12 protein-coding genes are annotated in these 22,707 nt (G+C 71.4%); 6 read left to right on the plus strand and 6 right to left on the minus strand.

The window, feature by feature from the left end; genetic code table 11:
- Positions 1 to 357 precede the first annotated feature (357 nt).
- Complete coding sequence (rph, locus tag ACFYXA_RS04475) at positions 358 to 2,973, plus strand: rifamycin-inactivating phosphotransferase (protein WP_389028083.1); 2,616 nt, start codon at positions 358 to 360, stop codon at positions 2,971 to 2,973.
- A gap of 98 nt (positions 2,974 to 3,071) precedes the next feature.
- Here rph and ACFYXA_RS04480 read toward each other — a convergent pair whose 3' ends face one another.
- The gene (locus ACFYXA_RS04480; protein ID WP_352253236.1) at positions 3,072 to 3,773 is read right to left on the minus strand and encodes an SDR family oxidoreductase; all 702 of its coding nucleotides are present in this window, start codon (positions 3,771 to 3,773) and stop codon (positions 3,072 to 3,074) included.
- 133 nt (positions 3,774 to 3,906) lie between these two features.
- On the opposite strand from ACFYXA_RS04480, the gene ACFYXA_RS04485 reads away from it, so the two are divergent.
- Positions 3,907 to 4,476, plus strand: a complete 570-nt coding sequence (locus ACFYXA_RS04485; RefSeq protein ID WP_352253238.1) for a TetR/AcrR family transcriptional regulator — start codon at positions 3,907 to 3,909, stop codon at positions 4,474 to 4,476.
- Positions 4,477 to 4,569: 93 nt separating this feature from the next.
- On the opposite strand, the gene ACFYXA_RS04490 is transcribed toward ACFYXA_RS04485, so the two are convergent.
- Complete coding sequence (locus ACFYXA_RS04490) at positions 4,570 to 6,747, minus strand: trypsin-like serine protease (protein WP_352253240.1); 2,178 nt, start codon at positions 6,745 to 6,747, stop codon at positions 4,570 to 4,572.
- A 199-nt stretch (positions 6,748 to 6,946) separates the two neighbouring features.
- Positions 6,947 to 7,402, minus strand: a complete 456-nt coding sequence (locus tag ACFYXA_RS04495; RefSeq protein WP_352253242.1) for a hypothetical protein — start codon at positions 7,400 to 7,402, stop codon at positions 6,947 to 6,949.
- A 585-nt stretch (positions 7,403 to 7,987) separates the two neighbouring features.
- On the opposite strand from ACFYXA_RS04495, the gene ACFYXA_RS04500 reads away from it, so the two are divergent.
- The 3 genes from ACFYXA_RS04500 (at position 7,988) to ACFYXA_RS04510 (ending at position 14,463) form a co-directional block, all read left to right on the plus strand.
- Complete coding sequence (locus ACFYXA_RS04500; RefSeq protein ID WP_389028086.1) at positions 7,988 to 11,368, plus strand: ALF repeat-containing protein; 3,381 nt, start codon at positions 7,988 to 7,990, stop codon at positions 11,366 to 11,368.
- Between the two features lie 84 nt (positions 11,369 to 11,452).
- Positions 11,453 to 13,378 carry a DNA/RNA non-specific endonuclease gene (locus ACFYXA_RS04505; protein WP_352252670.1) on the plus strand — a complete coding sequence of 642 codons (1,926 nt, stop codon included), beginning with the start codon at positions 11,453 to 11,455 and terminating at the stop codon, positions 13,376 to 13,378.
- Between the two features lie 35 nt (positions 13,379 to 13,413).
- Positions 13,414 to 14,463 carry a hypothetical protein gene (locus ACFYXA_RS04510; RefSeq protein WP_352252672.1) on the plus strand — a complete coding sequence of 350 codons (1,050 nt, stop codon included), beginning with the start codon at positions 13,414 to 13,416 and terminating at the stop codon, positions 14,461 to 14,463.
- A 139-nt stretch (positions 14,464 to 14,602) separates the two neighbouring features.
- Here ACFYXA_RS04510 and ACFYXA_RS04515 read toward each other — a convergent pair whose 3' ends face one another.
- From ACFYXA_RS04515 to ACFYXA_RS04525, 3 genes are all read right to left on the minus strand, one after another.
- Complete coding sequence (locus ACFYXA_RS04515) at positions 14,603 to 16,267, minus strand: RecQ family ATP-dependent DNA helicase (RefSeq protein WP_389028089.1); 1,665 nt, start codon at positions 16,265 to 16,267, stop codon at positions 14,603 to 14,605.
- 169 nt (positions 16,268 to 16,436) lie between these two features.
- Entirely contained in the window at positions 16,437 to 18,614 is a 2,178-nt protein-coding gene (locus ACFYXA_RS04520; protein ID WP_389028091.1) for an FUSC family protein, read from the minus strand.
- Between the two features lie 297 nt (positions 18,615 to 18,911).
- The gene (locus ACFYXA_RS04525; RefSeq protein ID WP_389028093.1) at positions 18,912 to 20,033 is read right to left on the minus strand and encodes a hypothetical protein; all 1,122 of its coding nucleotides are present in this window, start codon (positions 20,031 to 20,033) and stop codon (positions 18,912 to 18,914) included.
- A 146-nt stretch (positions 20,034 to 20,179) separates the two neighbouring features.
- Between ACFYXA_RS04525 and uvrA the strand changes: the two genes are divergently transcribed.
- Positions 20,180 to 22,648, plus strand: coding sequence for an excinuclease ABC subunit UvrA (gene uvrA, locus ACFYXA_RS04530; RefSeq protein WP_389028095.1), 2,469 nt, complete (start codon positions 20,180 to 20,182; stop codon positions 22,646 to 22,648).
- Positions 22,649 to 22,707: the final 59 nt, after the last annotated feature.

The following is a 22,707-nucleotide window of genomic DNA, read 5'->3' on the forward strand; positions in this document are numbered from 1 at the left end:
CCGATTTCGGCGGAAATTCGGGAAACTGCCTCACATGTGCTGTCTCATGCTTTGTCGGTCGGCGACTTCCGCGGACCGCACGGTCGTTGAGGCGACCGACGCCGGCCGGCTCAGCATCGGTGCGGCTCGGCAAAGGCGAAGGCAGAAGGGGAGGAAAAAACAAAAAGGGCAAGGAGTCCTCTCCTTGCCTCTCCTAACTTATAGCGCACCCGGGGGCTTGCGGCAAGGCCCCCGTGGTGGCGCAGAATTCCCGGCCGGAGCCACAACCTGCGAAAACGGGGACGACGTGCGTGAGGTGTCGGCGATTCAAGCAGTCAGCGCAGGACGACGGAGCACGGCAACCTCGGAGGTGTCGCGGTGAACGAGCGGTACGTGTCGGACATCCGGGAGGTCGACGCATCCCAGGTCGCCGTCGTCGGCGGCAAGGGCGCGCACCTGGGCGAGCTGTCGCGGATCGAGGGCATCTCCGTACCGGCGGGCTTCTGTGTGACGACGGACGCCTTCCGGCGGATCATGGCGCAAGCACCGTCGATCGACGCTCTGCTCGACCGGTTGTCAGACCTGGGCCCGGACGACGGCGAGGCGATCCGCACGCTCAGCGCGCGGATCCGCCGGGCCATCGAAGAGGTCGCCGTCCCCGCCGACCTCGCGGCGGCGATCACCCGCGCGCACGCAGGACTCGGTGAACAGGCCGCCTGCGCCGTCCGGTCCAGCGCGACGGCGGAGGACCTGCCGACGGCCTCCTTCGCCGGCCAGCAGGACACGTACCTGAACGTCGTGGGGCCGGCGGCGATCCTCCGGAGCGTCAGCCGGTGCTGGGCCTCGCTGTTCACCGAGCGGGCCGTGACCTACCGCGGGCGGCACGGTATCGACCACCGCACGGTCCACATGGCCGTGGTCGTGCAGCGGATGGTCTTCCCGCAAGCGGCCGGCATCCTGTTCACCGCGGACCCCGTCACGGGCAACCGGAAGGTCGCCACCGTCGACGCCGGCTTCGGCCTCGGCGAGGCCCTGGTCTCCGGCCTGGTGAACCCCGACGTCTTCAAGGTGCGGCACGGCGAGATCGTCGCCAGGACGATCGCCGCCAAACAGCGTGCCGTACTTGCCCTGCCCGGCGGCGGCACGCGGGAAGTGGAGACCGACTCCGGACGCCGGGAGCAGCCGGCGCTGACGGACGAGCAGGTCGTGCGGCTCGTGGAGCTCGGACGGCGGATCGAAGCGCACTTCGGCCGCCCGCAGGACATCGAATGGTGCCTGGCCGAGGACGGCTTCCACATCGTCCAGAGCCGGCCCGTCACGACACTGTTCCCCGTCCCCGAGACCGACGACCAGGACAACCACGTCTACGTCTCCGTCGGACACGGGCAGATGATGACCGACCCCATGAAGCCCCTGGGGCTGTCCGTGTGGCAGCTGACGGCCATGGCGCCGATGCACGTGGCCGGCGGGAGGCTGTTCGTCGACGTCACCCCGCGTCTCGCCTCGCCCGCGAGCCGTGCCGGCCTCCTGGACGTCATCGGGCGGGGCGACCCGCTGACCAGGGACGCCCTGGAGACCGTCCTCGACCACGACGACTTCGTCCCCTCGCTCCCGGACGCGGCCCCCGCCGAGCCGCCGGCCGGCGCCGCGCCCGCCCCGATCGGGACCGATCCGGCCATCGTCACCGAACTGGTCGAGCGCAGCGAGGAGTTCCTCGCCACCCTCGAACGCGACATCCGGACGAAGACCGGCCCTGCGCTGTTCGACTTCCTGCTGGACGCCTTCGAGGAGCACAAACGAGTCCTCAGCGATCCACTGAGCATGCAGGCGATCATGGCGGGGATGGAAGCCACCTGGTGGCTCAACGACAAGCTGCGGGAATGGCTGGGGGAGAAGAACGCGGCCGACACGCTCACGTTGTCCGCCCCCGGCAACATCACGTCCGAGATGGGACTGGCGCTGCTCGACGTCGCGGACGTGATCCGCCCGCATCCGGAGGTGGTGGCGTTCCTGCACGACGTCGAGGACGTCGAGGACGACGCCTTCCTGGACGAGCTGGCGAAGGTCGCGGGCGGCGCCGAGGCGCGCCGGGCCGTCGAGTCCTACCTCGACCGGTACGGCATGCGCTGCGTCGGCGAGATCGACATCACGAGGCCGCGCTGGAGCGAGCGCCCCACCACGCTCGTGCCCGTACTCCTCGACAACGTCAGGAACTTCGAGCCTGGAGCCGCCCAACGTCGCTTCGAGCAAGGGCGGTTGAAGGCGCTGCGGAAGGAACAGGACGTGCTGGCCCGCCTGCGGGCCCTCCCGGACGGGGACCGCAAAGCCGACGAGACCAAGCGGATGATCGACCGGGTCCGGACCTTCATCGGGTACCGGGAGTACCCGAAGTACGGCGTCATCAGCCGCTACTTCGTCTACAAGCAGGCCATCCTGGCGGAGGCCGAGCGCCTCGTGCGGGCCGGAGTGCTGCCCGAGAAGGAGGACGTCTTCTACCTGACGTTCCAGGAACTCCACGACGTCGTCCGCACGCACGAGGTGGACGGCCGGCTCATCCGGCAGCGCAAGGACGCGTTCCGCTCGTACCACGCCCTCACTCCGCCCCGGGTCCTCACCTCGGACGGCGAGGCCGTCACCGGGTCGTACCGGCGCGACGACGTCCCGGCGGGCGCCTTGACCGGCGTCGCGGTCTCCGCCGGGACCGTCGAGGGAAGGGCCCGCGTCGTCCTCGACATGGCGGACGCCTACCTCGAAGCGGGCGACATCCTGGTCACGCCTTTCACGGACCCCAGCTGGTCGCCGCTGTTCGTCGGCATCGCCGGCCTGGTGACGGAGGTGGGCGGCCTGATGACCCACGGCGCGGTGATCGCCCGCGAGTACGGCCTGCCGGCCGTCGTCGGCGTGGACGGGGCCACCCGGCGCATCAGGGACGGCCAGCGCATCCGCGTCCACGGAACCGACGGATACGTCGAGATCCTTTCCGGGACTCCGTGAGGGACACGGCCGTGTCGGCACGCCGCGGGAGGTGGACGTGCATCGTGGGACGCGGCTCATGGACGGTCGTCCCGGCGGCTCCCTGCCCTGTGACCGACCTACTCGGCCAGCTCGGCGTACAGGGCGGCGAGGTCGCCGGCGAGGCCGGCCTTGACCTGGCGTGAGATGTCGTCGGCGAGCACCTCGTACGCCCCCGTCTCGACGCCGTCGAGGGCGAGCGCGGCGACGTCACGGGGGTCGGACTTGGGCGCGTCGACGCCGGCCGTCAGGTCGGTGTCCACATAGCCGACGTGCAGTCCGGTGACGGAGATCCCGCGCGGCCGCAGTTCCAGGCGCAGGGAGTTGGTCTGCGACCACAGGGCGGCCTTGGAGGCGCTGTAGGAGCCGCCGAGGGCGATCCAGGAGAGCACGGAGTGCACGTTGAGGAGGTGGCCGCCGCCGTTGCGCTCGATCACCGGCACGAAAGCCCGGGTCAGCAGCAGCGGGCCGTAGAAGTTGGTCTCGAACTCCCTGCGCACGTCGTCGACCGGGGAGTCGAGGAAGGACGCGCCGACCGAGGCGCCGGCGTTGTTGATCAGCACGGTGACGTCCTGCGCCTGCGCGGCGGCCGCCGCCACGGAGGCGGGGTCCGTCACCTCCAGCGCCACCGGGACGGCGTCGGGGTGCGTCACGCCGCGCGGGTCGCGGGCGGTGGCGTAGACCTTGCCGGCACCGCGCGCGTACAGCTCCTCCACCAGTGCCTTGCCGATGCCCCGGCTGCCGCCGGTGACGAAGACGTTCGCGCCCTTCAGAGCGGTCATGACTGCCTCCACATGTCTGGAAACCGATCGGTTTCCCTCTACGGTAAACCGATCGGTTTCCCGATACAAGGGCAGCCGGCACTACCGAAACCGATCGGTTTCCGATCGGGCGGAATCGAGTTAACCTCCCCCTATGACGACCGGCGCGAAGTCAAGTCCCCGGGAGCGGCTGCTGGAGGCGGCGGCCGCGCTCGCCTATCGAGACGGTGTCGGTATCGGCGTCGACGCGCTGTGCAAGGCGGCGGGGGTGTCCAAACGCTCCATGTACCAGCTGTTCGAGAGCAAGGACGAACTGCTGGCGGCGAGTCTGGACGAACGGGCCGCCGCCTACGCGGCGACGCTCCTGCCCGCGCCGGACGACGGCCGTGCGCCCCGCGAGCGGATCATGTACGTCTTCGAGCAGTTGGCGGCACAGGCGGGCGCGCCCGACTTCCTGGGGTGCCGGTACCTCGCCGTGCAGATCGAGCTCAAGGATCCGAGCCACCCCGCCAGCCGGGTGGCCCACCGGGTCAAGGCGGACCTGACCGCCTTCTTCCGTTCCGAAGCCGAACAGGGCGGTGCCGGTGACCCCGACCTGCTGGCCCGGCAGCTGACGCTGGTCTTCGACGGCGCCAGCGCCCGCGCGGGCATCAAGGCCGACACGCCGGCAGGGCTCGTCGCTCCCACCGTGTCCGTCCTGCTCGACGCGCAGGGCATGCGCTGATGCGTCACAGTCGGAGAGCCCCCGAAGGCCGTGAGGCTTTCGGGGGCTCTCCGTCGTCAACCGGTCTGAGTTCGCTGCCGGTTACGGACCGACTCAGCGGGCTTGGGCGCCGAACCGGGTGCCCACGGCGGGGAAGCCGCCGGTGCCCGGCTTGTAGGTGGTCACCGCGGCGACGGTGCCGCCGTTGACGGTGTTGGACATCGGCAGGGCGAGCAGAGCGCCGAGTCCGGGGCCGTAGGGCATGCCGATGTAGAGCTTGGTGCCCGTGTAGTGGATGCTGCGGCCCACGTACTGGTTGGCACCGGGCGGGCCGGGGATGCCGTCACCGTCGCCGGCCTCGAGCCAGCGGTCGTTGGCGCCGGCCGCCGCGACGAGCGAGAACGTGTGGACGGCGCCGGCGTTGGCGGTGGTGCCGAGGGCCTCACCAGGGGTGCCGACGGCGAGACGCATGGTCGCGGTGGTGCCGACTGCGCGCGGTGCGGTGTTGACGGCGGTCAGGGTCTCGCCCATCCGGTCGCCGGCCTCGGACGTGCCGGAGACGTCGTCCTCGGCGGTGCCCTGCTTGAGATCCCGCAACTCGGACCAGGTGCCCGCGGCGGTGACCCGGCCGACGACGACCCGGCCGGCGTCGGCCTTCTTGTCGGTGCCCAGGACCACTGTCTCGCCGGGCGAACCGATCGCCAGGATCGAGTCGGTGGCCGCGGCGGCCCCCGAGGGCCGGTACTCGGTCAGGCTGAGCGACCAGCCGAAGTCGTCGTTCGCGTCGGCGTCACCGGAGACGCTCGCGAGGTCCTGGTCCAGGCCGAACAGCGGCTTGGGGTAGCCCTCGGCGTGCAGCGCGTGGCTGAAGACGGCCAGGTTGCCGGCGGAGTTGTCACCCCCGATGTTCTCGTTGGGCGCGCCGATGGCGATGTGGTTGGCGTCGGCCGCGACCGAGGTGCCGAAGCCGTCGTTGGCCTCGGCGCCACCGGGCACGTCGGTCCTGTCCTGGTGGATCAGGGCGTTGGTGGTGCCGCGCAGGTAGAAGGCCGACCCTGCCTTCGCCACGGTGCCGACCGTCTCGCCGGGCACACCGATCACGATGTACGGCTCGCCGGCGGCGGTGGTGCCGGCGGCGAGGGCGTCGCCCATCCGGTCGCCCGCCCCGTTGACCGAGGCCTTGATCGCGCCGGTGCCCGCGCCCTGCTCGAAGTGGGTGTCCTTCACCGCGCCGGTGCCCAGGCCGCCGGGAGCGCCGTACAGCACATCGACGAAGCCCGCGTCCGCGACGGAGCCGACGTCCTCCAGGGTGGTGCTGACGACGAGGTCGGTGTAGCCGTCCTCGTTGTAGTCGACGGTGTCCATCGCGTCGCCGAACGAGTCGCCCTGCTCGGGGTCGCCGACGACCCAGGCGAGCTCCTGGCTGATCTCCGCGGTGCCCTTGCCTCCGCCGTAGGAGACGCGCACCAGACCGGCGTTGGTATTGCCCGCGACGGTACCTGCCGGGTCGGCGATCGCGATGTCCTCGACGCCGTCGCCGTTGAAGTCGGTGATGCGGGTGGCGCCGACCTTGGAGTTCACCCAGGAGGTGAGGTCGTCGACGCGTGCGATGACGCCCGCGGTACTGGTCTGCGTGGCGTCGATGCCGTGGCAACCGCCCTGGGCGGACTGGGAGCTGAGGCCCACGAGCTTGCCGTCGCCGATCACCGGGCCGCCCGAGTCGCCCATGCACGCGGCGGCGCCGTCCTTGCCGGTCACCTGCGCCGAGGTGGCGGCGGCGGAGTCGAGGGTGTAGGTGCCGGTGTGCAGCTTCAGCGGCGCCCACTCGGTCTTCGTGCGGCCGTATCCGGCGAACCGCAGCTCCTGGCCGGCCGTGGGCGCGGTGGTCGCGAGGGCGATGGGCGCGACATTGGTGACCGGCCGGTTCAGGCGGGCCAGGACCACATCGCGGTCCGCGCGCGGTACGAGTTCGACGATACGGCGCTGGGCGCCCTGGGTGCCGGAGAGGTCGGCGCGTCCGATGACGGCGGTGGTCGCCTTCGCCGGGGCGCCGGCAGGGATCGCGAGCGAGGCGGCCGGGTCGGCTGCGAAGCAGCTGGCCGCGGTGAGGAGCCATTCCATGTCCACGAGGGCCGCGGAACAGCCGCGGTCGTGGTCGCCGACGATGATCTGTGCGGTGTAGGCGAAGGTGGTGTCCGCGTCGGCGACCGGGGTTCCCCCGGTGACGGCGGCCGCGGGAACCGCGGATAACGCGAGCGACGCGGTGGCCAGGACGGTGCCGAGCGCGGCCATGTGAGGGCGTCTGGTGGGGTGCATAGAAGTGGTGACCTCAATCACAAGGCTGATCAGGCCGATTGGCGGGGAGGAACCGTGACCGGGAGGCGTGCTCCCGGCTGCCGAGGGGCCCCGCCGACTGCCTGATGTCTGTACCTGCTCACTGATCAGGAACGATGTGCGGTGCTGAGCAGGTCGGTCGCGGGACGGAAGGCGGCTACTTGGCCGTCCGGATCTCGACCAGCGTGTGCGCGCGGGACTCGGGGTCCGTGCTCTCGCCCACCGGCGTGAACGTGTTCTTGGTGATCTCGTAGGACTTCTCCTCGGTGCCGACGGTCATGTCGACGGTGGTGGAGTAGTCGTTGCCCCTGATCGAGTAGACGCCGGGGAGATCCAGGGTCAGCCAGCCCTGGTTGCCGGTGGTGTTGAAGCAGACCTCGTCGGCCCTGTTGCGAACCAGGAGCCGCAACTGCCCGGTGTTGGGAACGCAGTTGGCGAGCGTGATGTGGCCGTCGCCCCGCTTCAGGGTGATCTTCTGCTCCGCCAGGATCTTGTCGGCCTGGGGATAGTTGAAGTCTTCCACGGCATAGCCGGGGGTGGCGCCTGCCACCAGCACGGCGGCGTCGGCGGCCTGCGCGGTTCCTGCGTCCGGGCCGTGTCCACCGTTGGTCACTGCGATCCAGGCTAAAGCACCGCCGACTGCCGCGCCGAGTGCCTGTATCGCGAGCCGCATTCTTCGCGGCTTTCCGACAATGGTGTTGTTTTCCTTCATCGTATCCCTAATTTCCTGTCCACCGGCCGGAGTTGAGGACCGCCGGCCGTGAAGAGCCGGTCGCGAACAGGGGAAGCCGTGCATGCGGCATTGTGAAGCCCCCCGTGCACCAAGTGCGCCGCGTCCGTGACGCACTGTGAACCCCGGTGATCGTCATCGACCCTGGCATCTGAACACGGCGACGCATCCACGTCCAGCTCCCTGAACTGCCCATATCTGGATATAGAAAGCAATTTCTCCGTGACCTGCGTCACTCCTCCAGGGGCTTCCCGGGTCGGTGCCACGACTTCGCGAAGTATGTGCCGATTCGTCGAATTCCCATGCTCATATGGGCTGTTCGAGCCTCGATGGACCCAACTCCCGCAAAAGACCCATGGAGTTGATACTGTCCACAACTTGTGGCGGCCATCGATCCATGGATCCGTCGTCCGTCACGACGCCTAATCCGACAGCTCGCCGCGTTACTCAGAGAAGGGCAAGTCCCGAATGCAGACAGCTTTATGGAGCAGACGCCGCGTTCTCGGCGCGATCGCGGCCGCGACCGCCGTCGCCTCCACCCCCGCGGTTCTGCGGCCGGCCGCCGCCGCGGCTGCCGAGACGGCAGGCACCGGCCCGGTGCCGCTGCCGGACACCGATCGCGCCAAGGCGGTCCGCGCATGGCTGACCGGCGGCACGGGCGTCAAGGCCGCCGCCGCCACGGCCCTCTACGGCACCGACGCCGAGATACAGAACTTCCTCGCCGTGACGCTGCCCCAGCAGACCGTCCAGGACAACCGGGTCGCGATCGTCCGCAGCCTGGACCGCGCGGGCAAGGGCCTGCGCCGCGAGGCCGTCGCCGCCCTGGACAACGGTGACGCGGCGATAGCCGCCTTCCTCTCGGGAGGCTTCGCCCCCGCCATTCGGGAGGACCTCAAGGTCGCCACCAGCATCGTCTCGTCCACCGGCGGCAAGGCCGTGGTGCGCGAGGCCAGCGCCGCCCTCGACGCCGGCACCGAGCAGGCCCTCGTCGGCTTCCTCACCGACAAGCAGTACGACGCGCGGCTGGAGGACACCCGGGTCCAGATCAGCGCCATGATGGTGAGCGGCGGCCCGGAGGTGCGCAAGTACGCGGACCGTGCGCTCAGCGGCACCGCGAGCGACGCCGAATGGTTCATGGAGACCGGCCAGCACATCGCGCGCGCCCGCGACCAGGAGTCGGCGACCATCGAGGAGCTGGTGGCCGTCGTCGAGCGCGAGGGCAAGCGCGCCGAACGCGAGACCAACCTGGCCGTCGAGGCCGGGGCCCGCGCCGAGACCGCCGCCGGCAAGGCCAAGGAGGCCGCCGAGAAGGCCGCCGCGGAAGCCGCCGCGGCCCAGAGCGACGTGCGCAAGTCAGGGGCCGCGGCCCGCAAGGCGGCGAGCGCGGCGAAGGGCGCGGCTGACGCCGCCCGCAACGCCGTCAACGCCTCCAACGCCGCCGTGAACGCCTCCCGCCGTGCCTCATGGGCCGCCGCGGGCGCCGCCCAGGCCGCCGCCAAGGCCGGCAACGCCGCCGCCCGCGCCTTCAACGCCGCGATCGCCGCGTCCAAGGACGCGGGCAAGGCGAAGGAGGCCAAGAACGCCGCGGTGGCCGCCCGCAACGCCGCCGCCAAGGCCCGCAGCGCCGCCGCGGCCGCCGCCAAGGCTGCCCTCGCCGGCGACGCGTCCGCCTCTGCAGGACTGGCCGCCGCCTCCGCCGCCCGCAACTCGGCCGCCGCCGCGGCCTCCGCCGCCCAGGCCGCCGTCTCTGCCGGCGCCGCCCAGGCGGAGGCCAACGAGGCCAAGCGCCAGGCAGCCATCGCCAGCAGCGCCGCCAACCGCGCCACCAACGCCGCATCGGCCGCCCAGGCGCTGGCGAGCGCCTCCGCCAAGGCGGCCCGCACCGCCCGCGACGCCGCCAACTCCGCCGCCGACCACGCCGACAAGGCCGCGGACGCCGCCGAGGAGGCCGTGAAGTACGCCGGCCAGGCCATCGACTACGCCAACAAGTCGACCGCCCACGCCAACGCTGCCGTGAAGGCCGCCAACGTCGCCACCCAGGCCGTCACCGACGCCATCGAGGTGGAGAAGAACGCCCGCGCCGCCGAGGCGCAGACCCTGGCGCAGGACAAGCAGCAGGCCATCGAGGAGGCCCAGCAGCTCGCCGCCATAGAGAAGGCCGAACTCGCCGACGTCCGCGAGAAGCGGCAGATGCAGGAGCGCATGACGCAAGCGACCAAGGACCTCCTGTCCAAGGCGGAAACGGCGCTCTACTCCGGCGACATGGCGGTCGCCGCGACCTTGGGCAGGCAGGCCGCGGTCGCGCTGATCGACGCCCGTGGCGCCCACACCCGCCAGGCCGCCCAGCACGCCCTCGCCGGCTCCGACTACGACGTCTACTCCTGGATCGACCTCGACCGGGTCCTCGCTCAGGACCAGGACGACCGGGAGACCACCCTCCACGTGGCGACGGTCGGCAGTCCGAACGTCGCGGCGGCCGCCGCCGCCGCGCTGGCGAGCAACGACTCCAAGGCTGTCGGCGACTTCCTCACCGGCGGCATGAAGCGCGCCTCGGACGAGGACCTGCGCGTCGCCATCAACAAGATCATGGCCGACGCCCCGGGCAAGGCCGTCATCGAGGCCGGCGACAAGGCGCTGGACAAGAACACCACCGAATCCCTCAACTACTTCTTCGACCACGACTATCCGCTGGCCATCCAGGAGGACGACCGGGTCCGGGCCGTTCAGCTGATCAGCACCGCCGGCGCCTTCACCAAGGCCTACGCGGAGGTCGCGCTCGAGGGACCGGCGTGGATGCTGCGCAACTTCATCAGCGTGATCCAGTTCCGCACGGCCCAGCTCGACTTCGACACGGCCACCCACGTCGCTGCCGTCCGCGGGGCCATCGCCGCTGCCGGCAAGGTCGCGCAGAAGGCTCAGGAGGACGCGGCCCTCGCCTCGAAGGCCGCCGCCGACGCCCGCAAGGCCGCCGACGAGGCCAAGAAGTGGTCGCAGAAGGCGCTCGACTCCGCTGCCAAGGCCGAGGACTACGCCAAGCAGGCGCGGGACAACGCCGACGCCGCCGACAAGTCCGCCGCGGACGCCCGGGCCTCCGCCGCCAAGGCGCAGAAGGCCGCCGCCACCGCCCGCGGCGCCGCCCGCTCCGCCAACTACTCGGCCAACAAGGCCGTCGACTCGGCGCGTGCGGCCCTCGCCTCCTCCGCCCAGGCCCAGCGCTCCGCCGCCGCCGCCCGCGCCGCCGAGCTCGCCGCCTCAGCCGACGCGAGGGCGGCCGCCGCGGCGTACGCCCAGGCCAAGAAGATCGCCGCCGACAAGAAACGGGCCGAGGACATCGCGAAGGCCAAGGCGGCCGCGCTCGAGGCAGCGCGGGCCCGCGACACCGGGCAGGACCCGGCCAACAACGACAAGAACAACCAGGTCAACCCGAACGGCACCGCGGCCGGCGACGCCGACGAGTGGTGGAACGACGCCCAGTTCTACGCGGACGCCGCCAACGTGGTCAGCGTCGGCGCCGGGTTCCTGGCGGCCGGCTGCGCCCTCGCCGCCACCGTCTTCCCACCGGCCCTCGCCGCCGCCGGCTTCTTCGCCGGCGTCTCCGCGGGCGCGGGCGCCCTCGGCACCCTCTTCACGGGCATCGAGCACGGCTTCACCAGCGGCGCCTTCTGGGAGTCCGCCGCCGGCACCGGCCTGAGCCTGGTCACCTTCGGCGCGTACAAGTGGGTCGGCGCCGCGGACAAGGCGCTCGGCGGCAGCGTCGTCAAGCCGGTCGTCAGCAAGATCACAGACGTCGGCGAGGACCTGGTCTCCGGCATCACGAAGGGCCTCAGCGACTTCGGCCTGGCGGCCTGACCCCGCCCGTTCTCCCTTCCCCGGGGGCGCCGCAGTCAGGCGGCGCCCCCTCCTTCCCGTCACTAACGGAAAGTCCCTGCCTCCATGCACGGAATATCCGGCGGGCGCGCCACGAGAAGACGCGCCCGCTCCACGGTCCTGACCGTCCTCACCGCCCTGACCCTCGTCGTCACGACAGCCGCGACGACCCAGGCGGCCGAGCCGCCCGCGACGAAGAGGGCTTCGTCCGCCGCCAAGTCCGCGGCGTTCAGCACGGGTTCGACCCAGACCAGCAGGTTCGTGGCCGGCTCCGGTGAAGAGTGCACCGCCACCGCCCCGGGCTCCAAGGAGCGCCGCGCGGGCGCCGTCGAGTCCTGTGTGACGGTCACCCCCGCCCCGGTGACGGCGAAGAGCCGCACCGCCGCCGCCGCGGCCGCCGCGAACTGCAGCATCACCAACCCCGGCAACTACAGCTACGAGCGCTTCTCGTACTGCGTGACCGGCATCAACGTCACCTACATTCTCCGCGACAGCAGGGGTCTGGAGATCGGACGCGGCACCCTGACGGTCTCCACCAGCGCCGACCTCTCCCCGACGGCGACGACCTGGAACGAGCATGTCACCGTCGCGATGACCAGCGCATCCCAAGACGTCTCCGCCCTGAGCGCCAAGTTCCGCGCTTCCTGCGACGCCGGCTGCACCGCGACCAAGGACGCGCCTTGGTGGGCGAGCACCGTCACCATGGGCAAACCCCTGACCGGGGACGTCACCTTCTCATCGCCCCAGAGCACCGGCTCCTCCGCCTCGTTCTTCACGTCCTACAAGATGTACGTGACGGCCCCGGGAGCCACCCCGACCGACCCGAACGCGTCGTGGAAGAACGCGCGTGAGGTCAGGTGCGACGACGCGGTCGGCGGCGGTTCGGGGGCGGGGTGTGCGGTTCCCTCCGTCACGGCCGTCGTGCCGATGAAGGCGACGAGCACGGACGCGGGCGGCGTCGTCGCCGCTTACGCCTGGGCCCAGAAGAACCTCAACGGCGCCTGGGGCAAGAAGAGCACGCCGCTGACCCGGTCGACGAGCGGCGTGGCCAACCGCACCGCCGCCACCTGCGGCGGCTTCACGCCGCAGACGGAGCTCGTCGACGCCGACACCTGCGCCGACTTCCCCTTCGGAGAGGCGAAGGAGGGCGGCGCCGCCGGTGACCGGTGCGTTGAGGTGATCCCCAACCTCGGCAACGGGGAATGGGACACGTACATCTTCAACGACAGCCGTGACATGGACCCCGCCTCCCCTTGTGTGCAGGCCCATGTGACGCCCGCAGAGAAGCAGTTCGCCGAGGCGCAGCTCGCCGACGGCTTCAAGAACCAGCGGGTGCTCGACGCCGACAAGTTCGAGCTGACGATCTCGACTCCGGACGCCGGCCCGCAAGCCAGCTGCCTGAACGACCCCCTGCCGCAGGGCGCGCTTCCCAACGGCAACGGCTGGTTCAAGAACACCACCGAGCCGGTTCCCCTCATCAACCAGACCGTACCGGCGGACGGGCCCGGACAACGGCCTACCCAGGCGCAGGCCTGCCTTGGAAAGAAGACCAAAGAGGGGACCGGAACCAGGAAGGACATCACAGGCCTCAAGGACGCGGAGGCGTTCCAGGCGGCGAACGGGTTCGCTGACTCGCCGGTTCGGTGTCATCTGATCGCGAGGGTCCTGGGAGGAAAGGGGACCTCGCGCCGCACCAAGTTCAACCTCGTCCCGTGCTGGCAGGTGGGCATGAACACGGGCACACCCAGCATGCGGACGTACGAGACCATGGCGGAGGATCTGATCAAGGGCAACAAGCCCGGTCTCGGAACCAACGACGCGATCTTCTACCAGGTGACACCCGCTTACAAGAACGCGAACAGCACCATTCCGGTGGGGGTCACGATGAACGCTCACATCGAGCGGGCGAACGGAACGACCGAGGAACTCTTCCCGAACGTCTACATCCCGAACACCAGGCAGAACACGCTGCAGTACAACCTCGGCAACTGATCGATTCTCCACCAATACGCGCCAACGGAGCCCGAATGAGTTTCACCACCCCGCCGAGGCCGGTCGACGTGACCGCACTCTTCCCTCGACTGGCCCCGTTGGCGCGGACGGCGACCCGGCTGCACCCGCGGCCGGGGTCGCCGACCAAGCACGACAGCTCCGTGGGCGGGCCACTCCTGTGGCCCGCCGACGAGCCGTGGCCGTACTGCGAAGGACCGCACGACGAAGGCGCGGCGCCGGTCGTCCACTCACCGGACGACATCCGGCTCCTCCGCCGCGACCGCGCGGAAGCGACCGAACGGCTGCGCCGCGACCCTCAGGCGCCCGAGTGGACCCCCGAGGAACTGGAGACCGAAAGACGGATCAGCGCGGGCCGCCCGTGGTTCGACGGCCCCGTCCCGCTCCTGTCCGTGGCCCAGCTGTACACCCGCGACGTTCCCATGCTCTGTCCGCCCGACGCCGACATTCTCCAAGTCCTGTGGTGTCCCTTCGACCACCCGGCCGAAGGGACGATCCACCCCAGGGCCGCACTGTTCTGGCGCTGCTCCGCCACCGTCACCGAGATCCTCCGTACACCGCCCGAGCCGCCGATCGTCCAGCTCGGCGGCTACCTCCCGCAGCCGTGTCTGCTCTCACCGGAGCAGGTCACCGAATTCCCCAACCCCATGGAGCTGGACGAGGAGCTGAGCGAGCAGCTGGAGGACATGAGCCGTTGGGAAACGGTCGACCCGGCGCTGTACAGCTCGTACGCGGACGACCCGGAGGAGCTCTACCTCAACAACCTCTGCCACGCCCCTGGCTGGAAGACCGGCGGCTGGACCCCTTGGACGGTCGCCAGCCCCGTCGACCGCCCCTGCCCCGAGTGCGGCACCGAGGAGGTCCCGCTCCTCACCATCGCCTCCTGGGAATGGGACTCCGGCAGCGTGACCTGGACCCCCGAGGAGGAACAGACGCACCCGTCGCCGCGGCGCCTGGGCGCGCACAGCAGCGACTTCACCCTGATCGACATCGCCGGCGGCAACAACCTCCAGCTCCACGCCTGCCCGGCCGACCCGTCCCACCCCCACATCGAGTTCATCCCGTGACCGGCCGGCCGAGCGGGGCCGCGGACAGCCGGCCGCAGGGCACGCACACCCCGGGTCCTCTCCGTACCCCGAGCGGTGCGGCGCACCGGGGTGTCATGTCTTCGCCTGCGGCTCGGCCAGGGCCGATTGCCGGGCGGTGTCAGGCGCCGGTCAGCAAGTCGCCCTGCTGTACCGCTGTCAGGGACAGCGTCTTGTAGCCGACCTGCTCGAACAGCACGACGAGGCGGTCGTCCTCCGTGCGCATCACCGTGCCCGCACCCCACTCCGCGTGGCGCACCCGGTCGTTCGTCTCATAGGGCCCGCCGTGCCCGGGCGGGGGAGCGGCGTCCCGGTGCCCGGCTCCGGTGGCGGGGTGCTCGTCCTCGCGTTCACACACATCGCACCGCCCGCACCGTTCGTCGAGCTGATCGCCGAAGTAACCCAGAAGGTACTGGCGGCGGCAGCTGGGCGTCTCGGCGTAGCCGCGCATCATCTCGATGCGCGAGCGGTCGACGCGCCTCCGCCGCTCGAACACCTGCGCCGCCTCCTCCGCGGCCTCGTCCGCCGCGCGCCCGGGCACAGCCCGGACCGCGCGGCGCCTGCCCTCGATGGTCACCGCTCCCGCCTCTTCCAGCAGGTTCAGCAGATCGCTGGTCTTCCGGCGCGACAGATCGCACAACTGCGCGATCCGGCTACGGCTCGACGGGGCGTCCCGGCCGAGCAGCGTGGTCATGATCCGGCGCAGTGCGTCGGCGTCCAGGGCCCGGGCCGTGAGGAACTTCTGCAGTCCCAGGTCCTCCGGGCGGTAGAACAGCACCGCGCGAGCCGGCTCCCCGTCCCGGCCGGCGCGCCCGATCTCCTGGTAATAGGAGTCCAGCGACTCCGGGACGGACGCGTGAGCGACGAACCGCACGTCCGGCTTGTCGATGCCCATCCCGAACGCGGAGGTGGCCACCACCACCGCGGGCGCGCCGGCCATGAAGCCGTCATGGATCCGGCGGCGGTCGGCCGCTTTCATGCCCGCGTGGTACGCCTCCGCGTCCACACCGTCCTGCCGAAGTCGCCCCGCATACGTCTCGGCGTCCTTGCGGGTGGCGGTGTAGAGGATGCCCGGTGCGTGGGCCCGGGCCGTCCAGTGTGCGACGGCCTCGCGTTTGGACGCGTCGTCGGTGAAGGTGCGCACCGCCAGATGGATGGTGGGCCGGTCGGTCCCGGTCGTCACGACGTGAGCCTCGCGCATGTGCAGGTGCTCGACGATGTCCGCGCGGACCGGGGCGGCGGCCGTCGCCGTCAGAGCGAGTACCGGCGGGCGGCCCAGCCGTTCGACGACCTCGCCCAGATTCAGGTAGTCGGGACGGAAGTCGTGTCCCCAGGCGGAAACGCAGTGGGCCTCGTCCACGACGAACAGCGAAGGGCGCAGTTCCCGCAGCCGTTCCACGACACTGTCCTTGGTCAGCTGCTCCGGGGACAGGAACAGGTACTCGGCATCACCGTCCCGGATCGCCCGCCAGCCCGTCTCGGTGGCCGACCGGGGCTGTGCGGAGTTCACGGCCACGGCGTCCGGGGCCGCGCTCTCCAGGAGCCCGGTGACCTGGTCGCGCTGCAGGGCGATCAAGGGCGACACCACGACGGCGGGACCACCGAGCAGGACGGTCGGCACCTGATAGATCGCCGACTTGCCGGAACCGGTGGGCATGACCACCAGCACGTCGCGGCCCCCGAACAGTGCCTCCATCGCCTCCGTCTGCTCGGCGGCGAGGTCGCTCCACCCGAACCGCTCCCGGGCGACGCGGCGCAGCTCGGCGATCCGGTCGTGCCCGCCCATCGCGACGCCTCCTCCGGCCCGGCACTGGGACCCGGCCCGGGTACCCACAGCGGACGTCCGCGATGCGAAGTGGCGAGCGGTGGCCGTGCGCGGTAGCGGCCGACCGACGCCATGCGCCACCGAGTCGGGGTACTCGCCGCGCACCGCGGCGCTCTCTGTCGCCGCGCCCTCACCCACCCCGGTGCGCGGGCCCTGAGCCGTTGCCTTCCGCAGCCAGGGTCGCCCGCACCCGCTGCTCCTCGCGAGCAGAGCCGACGTCCCGTTCCAGGGGCGTGCGGCTCACGGCTGCCGCGAGGTCTTCCAAGGCCCGTTTCTGCAGTTCCGCTTCGCGCCGCACGACCCGGCTCCCGTTGCCGCCGGCGGCGTCCTCCCAGGCGTGGAGCGCCTCCTCCACGCCTCCCCAGTCCGGATTCCTGTGCTCGCGCACGGCGACCGCTGCCTTCGCGGTGTCCGTCTCCAAAGCCTCGGCGAATCGCTGCGCCTCGGGGAGGGAACGGCTGTCGGCCCGCGGGACATGGCTCTCCATGAGCATCGCCGCGCGGCCGAACCCCTTGAGCGCCTCCTGCGCCTCCTGCGCCTCGCGCGAGGTCAGACCCCTGGGGCGGACCGGTTCCTGCCTTGCCCGGTCGTATGCCTCCTGCCAGGCGGCACGTGCCTCCCTGCTCTCCAGCAGTGCCCTGCGCATGTCGGCGTGGTGCTCCGGGGTCGGTTCGGCGTAGTCGCGCAGCACCGCGGCCGCGTAGCGTCCGTTGGCGGCGAGCCAGTCCGCGAGCCGGCCCGGGAGCCGGGGTGTCTCCCAAGCGGGGAACACCACGTACGCCAGCATGGCCAGGGCCCCGCCGAGCAGGGTGAGCACCACCCGCTCCGGGACCGTCTGCTCCCATGCCTGGCCGCCCATGCCGAGCAGGAAGACGACGTACGCGGCGGTGAAGCACTGGGAGTAGGCGTAGCCGGTGCGGTTCACCGTGTACGACAGGCCCGCCGCGACCACCGCCAGCGCGCCGGACACATACGCGTCCGGGCCCAGGGCCCGCACCATACCGGTGGCGAGCGCGACCCCCGCCAGGGTCCCGGCGAGACGGGCCACCGCACGCGCGTACGTCCGGTGGAAGTCCGGCCGCATCACCATCACCGAGGCGATGGGCGCCCAGTAGCCGTGGCCCAGGGGCAGCCGGGCGGCGATCAGATAGCCGAGCGCGGCCACCGCCGCCAGGCGGACGGCGTGCCGGAACACGGGCGAGTCCCGGCGGAGCTCACGGCGTACCGCCCGGACGACGACCGGCACCAGCCGGAGCATTGTCGGGCGCACCATGAACCGGTCGCCGGCGAGGCCGGGTGGCGTGGGCGTCCTCCCGGGCGCGCAGCCGCTCCCGGCGATCTCCAGCGCCTCGCCGAGCAGTTCCACGAGCCGCTCGGCGGCTTGCCGCGCGGGGCCCTCCAGCACCTCGCGCTCCTCGCCGACGCACAGGACGTCCATGCTCTCGGGCCGCACCTCGGCGGGAGTGCCGCGGCGGATCGAACGGGCGGCCGCGTCCAGGACGTCGGCGGCCGCGTCGAGCAACTCCCGCGCGCGGTCCCGCCCGGGGCCCTCCGCCGGGGCGCCCACGTCCGGGTCGGCGAGCGCCGCGACCACCGGCCGAATGCGCTCGGCGAGTCCCCGGGGACCGTGCAGGACGAGGGGACGGGTGCGAGCCTGTGACGGCGTCACGGCGGCCGCGTCCCGGGCCGTCATCAACGGCTCCGGGTCGAACGGGGCGGTCGGGTCGTGCCGCAACCGTCGGGCGTAGTCCGCCACGGCGGCCAGGGCGTCGGCGAGCGCGTCGCGATGCGCGCCCCAACGCCGGATCGGGAACAGCAGGATCAGCACGGCCTGCGTCACGCCCCCGAGTGCGATGACCCCGGCGTGCTCCAGGGCCCGCCCGATACTCGTGGGCAAGGTGATGGTCACCAGCATGCTGCCCACGGTCGTCGCTGCGACGATCCCGGCGGTCGATCCGACGGACCACGCCATTCCCGCGGCAAAGGCCCATACGGCCAGCAATGGCAGGAACGTCACGAAGCGCCCCGCCGCCAGGTAGCCCACGAAGGTGCTGAGCGCCAGACCCGCGCCCGCGCCGAGCGCGACCACCTTGCGTGGACGCCAGCTGCGCTGGAAGGTGGCCCCACCCGCGGAGTAGGCGCCGAGGGCGGCGGACGCGGCGTACGCAGGGGAGACGAGCCACAGGGCCGGCCCGATGACGATCGCCACCCCGGCGGCCGCACGCAGCGCGAGCAGGGGCTCCAGCCGCGTCTCCTCGATCTTGAGCCCGGATCGCACGACCTCCCCGAAGGCCCGCAGCCACGTCACGGGTGTCCGCCCGGCCGGAGCGCCCTGCCGGGTCGCGTCGGCCTGGTCGAGGTGCGGCGGCCCTCGTGCAAGGAAGCCTCCCACACGGCCCGCGAACCGGTCGGCGGCCGCAGCCGCTGGACGGGGTGCTGCCCCTACGGGACACTGCTCAGGCCGGCCGGGGCGCGGGCAATCGTCGGCGTTGCGTCCGGGTCCCCGTGCGCCCCCGAGGCGAAACAACCACGCACCGGCCGATCAGCGAATCTCCGGACCCGGACGATCAGCAACCGACGACACATCTCCGGCTGAGGTCACCCGCTAGTCACCGTGGTCGTCCTGCAGCGCGCTGCGACGCTCCTGTTCGCGCTTGGAGTAGGCCGCTGCCCGGATCGCCTCGTCGCTCTCCAGGCCCGATCCCAGCGCGCCGCCCACCGTGGCGACCGAAGCGACGAACCAGGCCAGCGTCCAGTACTCCGTGCTGTGCAGCGGGGTTCGTGTCGTGGTGGCGAACACCCGGTCGTTGAGGATGAACAGCGCCCACACCAGGTTGATGACCACCAGACCCACGTAGCAGACGATCACCCCGATACCGACGGTCAGGACCGTCGAGGCGTTGTAGAGAGCCGCCCTCCTCCTCGCCTCCCGCGAGACATCATCCGTTCGATGCCACAGGTTCGCGTCCACGATCAGCCAGCCGATCATGAGCGCGACAGACCCGACCATGGCGATCACCAGGCGTGGCGTGCTCAGGGAGGTGGCCAGGGTCCAGATGGTGGAGTTCACGGTGGCGACCGCTCCCGTGGCGAGTGCGGCCGCCAGGGCCTTCGACAGACCCGGCACCAAGCGCCACGGCCGGTTGGCGCGGACCATACCGCCGAGCACCTTGAGGTAACCGCGCGGCCCACTGAGGACGTACCGCAGGTCGGCGATCTCCTCCTCACCGACCTGGCCCGGATGGATGGGCGCGAGACGACCGGTGAAGGGCCCTCGCAGCGGCTGGCTTCCCGGAGGTCCCTCAGGCCCGGTGGCCTGCGGGCCCGCCAGGCTGAGCACGGCTTCTTCCACGGCCTGCCGGGCCCTGGTCTGCAGCCGGAAGCCCCCCAGCGTGGGAAGAGACAGCAGCGCCAAGCCGTGTTCGTGACTCACGTCCACCACGATCTTGTGCCCGTGGGAGTGCAGCGGAAGGTCGGTGAGGGCCACGACGATGTCCCAGTTCGCGTGGCTTCCGCGGTCCATGATCCGGCGTGTCAATGTGGACAGGTCCTCGGTCCCTGCTGTGAAGGGCTCGCTGACCACCTCGACGTCGAACCGTTGTCCCTGGTCCGACCTGTCGGCGAGCCGATCGGGCAGCATCCGGGCCATGCGCTGCGCGATCTCCGTCGGCGCATCCGGATCCGCCAGAAGAGCCACGACCGTAACGCCCTGAGACGACACCCGCATGACTCCCTCTCGTCGGCCCCCGCGATCGCGAGTGCCCACAGTCGCCCCCAGGTAACACCGACGCCGCGTGACACGCCGGCCCCTGCCAATGCCATCGGCCCTTACCTGGTCGCGCGTGTCCGGGCGCGATCGGGTACTCAGGAACGGTGAACAAGGACGCGACCGATCCCTTCGTGCATGTCCGGGGCGCCGGTGAGAACAACCTGCGGAACATCGATGTCGACATTCCGCGGGACGCGATGGTCGCCTTCACCGGCGTCTCCGGTTCGGGCAAGTCCTCGCTCGCGTTCGGCACGCTCTACGCGGAGGCCCAGCGGCGCTACTTCGAGTCCGTGGCGCCGTACGCCCGAAGGCTGTTGCAGCAGGTCGGCGCACCGCACGTGCAGGAGATCACCGGACTGCCACCGGCTGTGGCCCTGCAGCAGCGACGCGGCTCGCCCAGCTCGCGTTCGACGGTCGGCACCCTCACCACCCTGTCCAACCTGCTGCGCATGCTGTACTCCCGCGCCGGCACCTATCCGCCCGGCGCCGCACGGCTGGAAGCCGAGTCGTTCTCACCCAACACCGCGGCCGGCGCCTGCCCGGAGTGCCACGGACTGGGCGTCGTGCACGACGTCGCCGAGGACCTGCTCGTCCCGGACCGCTCGCTGAGCATCCGCGATGGGGCCATCGCCGCCTGGCCGGGCGCCTGGCAGGGCGCCAACCTGCGCAGTGTCGTGAGCGGCCTGGGGATCGACATCGACCGACCGTGGAGCAGGCTCAGGAAGAAGGACCGGGACTGGCTGCTGTACACGGACGAGCAGCCCTCCGTGTACATCGAGCCGGAGGAGGGCCGCGTCGACTACGGCTACCAGGGCAGGTTCTGGAGCGCCCGCAAGCACGTCATGCACGTCCTCGCCGACTCCAAGAGCGAGAAGATGCGCGAACGGGCGCTCCGGTTCGTCAGGAGTGTGCCCTGCCCCGAGTGTCACGGCAGCGGACTGCGGCCCGAGGCGCTCGCCGTGACCTTCGCCGGACGTTCCATCGCCGAGATCAACGCGATGCCGCTCACCGAGGTCGTGGCGCTGCTGCGGCCCGTCGCGGGGAGGTCCGAGGCCGACGCCGCCACGTCGACCGCCCGATCCGGGGAGACGACCGAGGTCGCAGTCCGTATCTGCGGCGATCTGGTCGCGCGGATCGACGTACTGCTCGACCTGGGCCTCGGCTATCTCAGCCTCGGGCGCCGCTCGACGACCCTGTCGCCCGGCGAGGCGCAGCGCCTGCGGATCGCCACCCAGCTGCGCTCGGGGCTGTTCGGCGTCGTCTACGTCCTCGACGAGCCCTCCGCGGGCCTGCACCCGGCTGACGCGGAACCGCTGCTCGACGTGCTGGACCGCCTCAAGGCGGCGGGCAACTCGCTGTTCGTCGTGGAGCACGACATGGACGTCGTACGGCGGGCGGACTGGGTGGTCGACATCGGCCCCGGCGCGGGCGAGGGCGGCGGACGCGTGCTGTACAGCGGCCCGGTCGCCGGTCTCGAGCGGGTCGGGGAGTCGGCCACGAGCCGGCACCTGTTCGGGCGCGCCCAGCCGCTCGACCACCGCCCGCGCACACCACACGGCTGGCTGCACCTGAGCGGCGTCTCCCGCCACAATCTGCACGACGTGTCCGTCGAGGTACCGCTCTGCGTGCTGACGGCGGTGACGGGCGTGTCCGGTTCCGGAAAGTCGACGCTGGTGACGCAGGTGCTCGCCGAGGTCGTCCGCGGCCACCTCGGACTCGTGCCCGAGGAACCCGACGAGGCGCAGCTGGAGGTCGACGTCCAGGACGCGTCGGGGGTCGAGTCGTTCGACCGGCTGGTCCTGGTCGACCAACGGCCCATCGGCCGGACTCCCCGGTCCAACCTGGCCACGTACACCGGGATGTTCGACGCGGTGCGCAAGCTGTACGCGGCGACGGACGAAGCCAGGGCGCGCGGCTACTCGGCCGGGCGGTTCTCCTTCAACGTGCCCGAAGGGCGGTGCGAGACCTGCCAGGGCGAAGGGTTCGTCGCGGTGGAACTGCTCTTCCTGCCCGGCACCTACGCGCCGTGCCCGACCTGCCAAGGTGCCCGGTACAACGCCGAAACGCTGGAAGTCACCTACCGCGGCAAGAACATCGCGGAAGTACTCGCGCTGTCCGTCGACGCCGCCGCCGAGTTCCTGTCCGCCGTCCCCGCCGCCTCCCGCAGTCTGGAGACGTTGCGCGAGGTGGGACTGGGGTACCTGCGGCTGGGCCAGCCAGCGACGGAACTCAGCGGCGGTGAGGCGCAGCGCATCAAACTGGCGACCGAACTGCAGCGAGCCCGCCGCGGGCACGCGCTCTACCTGTTGGACGAGCCGACGGCGGGGCTGCACCCGTCGGACATCGCGCTGCTGCTGCGACAGTTGCACCGGCTCGTCGACGCCGGCAACACGGTCGTCCTCGTCGAGCACGACCTGGACACGATCGCCACCGCCGACTGGGTCATCGACCTCGGTCCGGGCGGCGGCGACGCGGGCGGGCGGGTGGTCGCGACGGGCCCGCCGGCCAAGGTGGCGAGGGCCCGCCGCAGCGCCACAGCGCCCTATCTCGCGGCCCGGCTCGCGCACTCCTGACGACGGAGTCGCGGTCGCGCATCCCCGGGCACGTGCGGCGGCATCCGGTGGCCGGGTGA

It is taken from the genome of Streptomyces sp. NPDC002566, assembly GCF_042889585.1.
In the GTDB taxonomy this organism is placed as follows: Bacteria; Actinomycetota; Actinomycetes; order Streptomycetales; family Streptomycetaceae; genus Streptomyces.

What these genes read in the sequence shown, in the direction of transcription:
- ACFYXA_RS04480 (WP_352253236.1), bottom strand. Translation starts at nt 3,773, where the DNA reads ATGACCGCTCTGAAGGGCGCGAACGTCTTCGTCACCGGCGGCAGCCGG.
- ACFYXA_RS04485 (WP_352253238.1), top strand. Translation starts at nt 3,907, where the DNA reads ATGACGACCGGCGCGAAGTCAAGTCCCCGGGAGCGGCTGCTGGAGGCG.
- ACFYXA_RS04490 (WP_352253240.1), bottom strand. Translation starts at nt 6,747, where the DNA reads ATGGCCGCGCTCGGCACCGTCCTGGCCACCGCGTCGCTCGCGTTATCC.
- ACFYXA_RS04500 (WP_389028086.1), top strand. Translation starts at nt 7,988, where the DNA reads ATGCAGACAGCTTTATGGAGCAGACGCCGCGTTCTCGGCGCGATCGCG.
- ACFYXA_RS04505 (WP_352252670.1), top strand. Translation starts at nt 11,453, where the DNA reads ATGCACGGAATATCCGGCGGGCGCGCCACGAGAAGACGCGCCCGCTCC.
- ACFYXA_RS04510 (WP_352252672.1), top strand. Translation starts at nt 13,414, where the DNA reads ATGAGTTTCACCACCCCGCCGAGGCCGGTCGACGTGACCGCACTCTTC.
- ACFYXA_RS04515 (WP_389028089.1), bottom strand. Translation starts at nt 16,267, where the DNA reads ATGGGCGGGCACGACCGGATCGCCGAGCTGCGCCGCGTCGCCCGGGAG.
- ACFYXA_RS04525 (WP_389028093.1), bottom strand. Translation starts at nt 20,033, where the DNA reads ATGCGGGTGTCGTCTCAGGGCGTTACGGTCGTGGCTCTTCTGGCGGAT.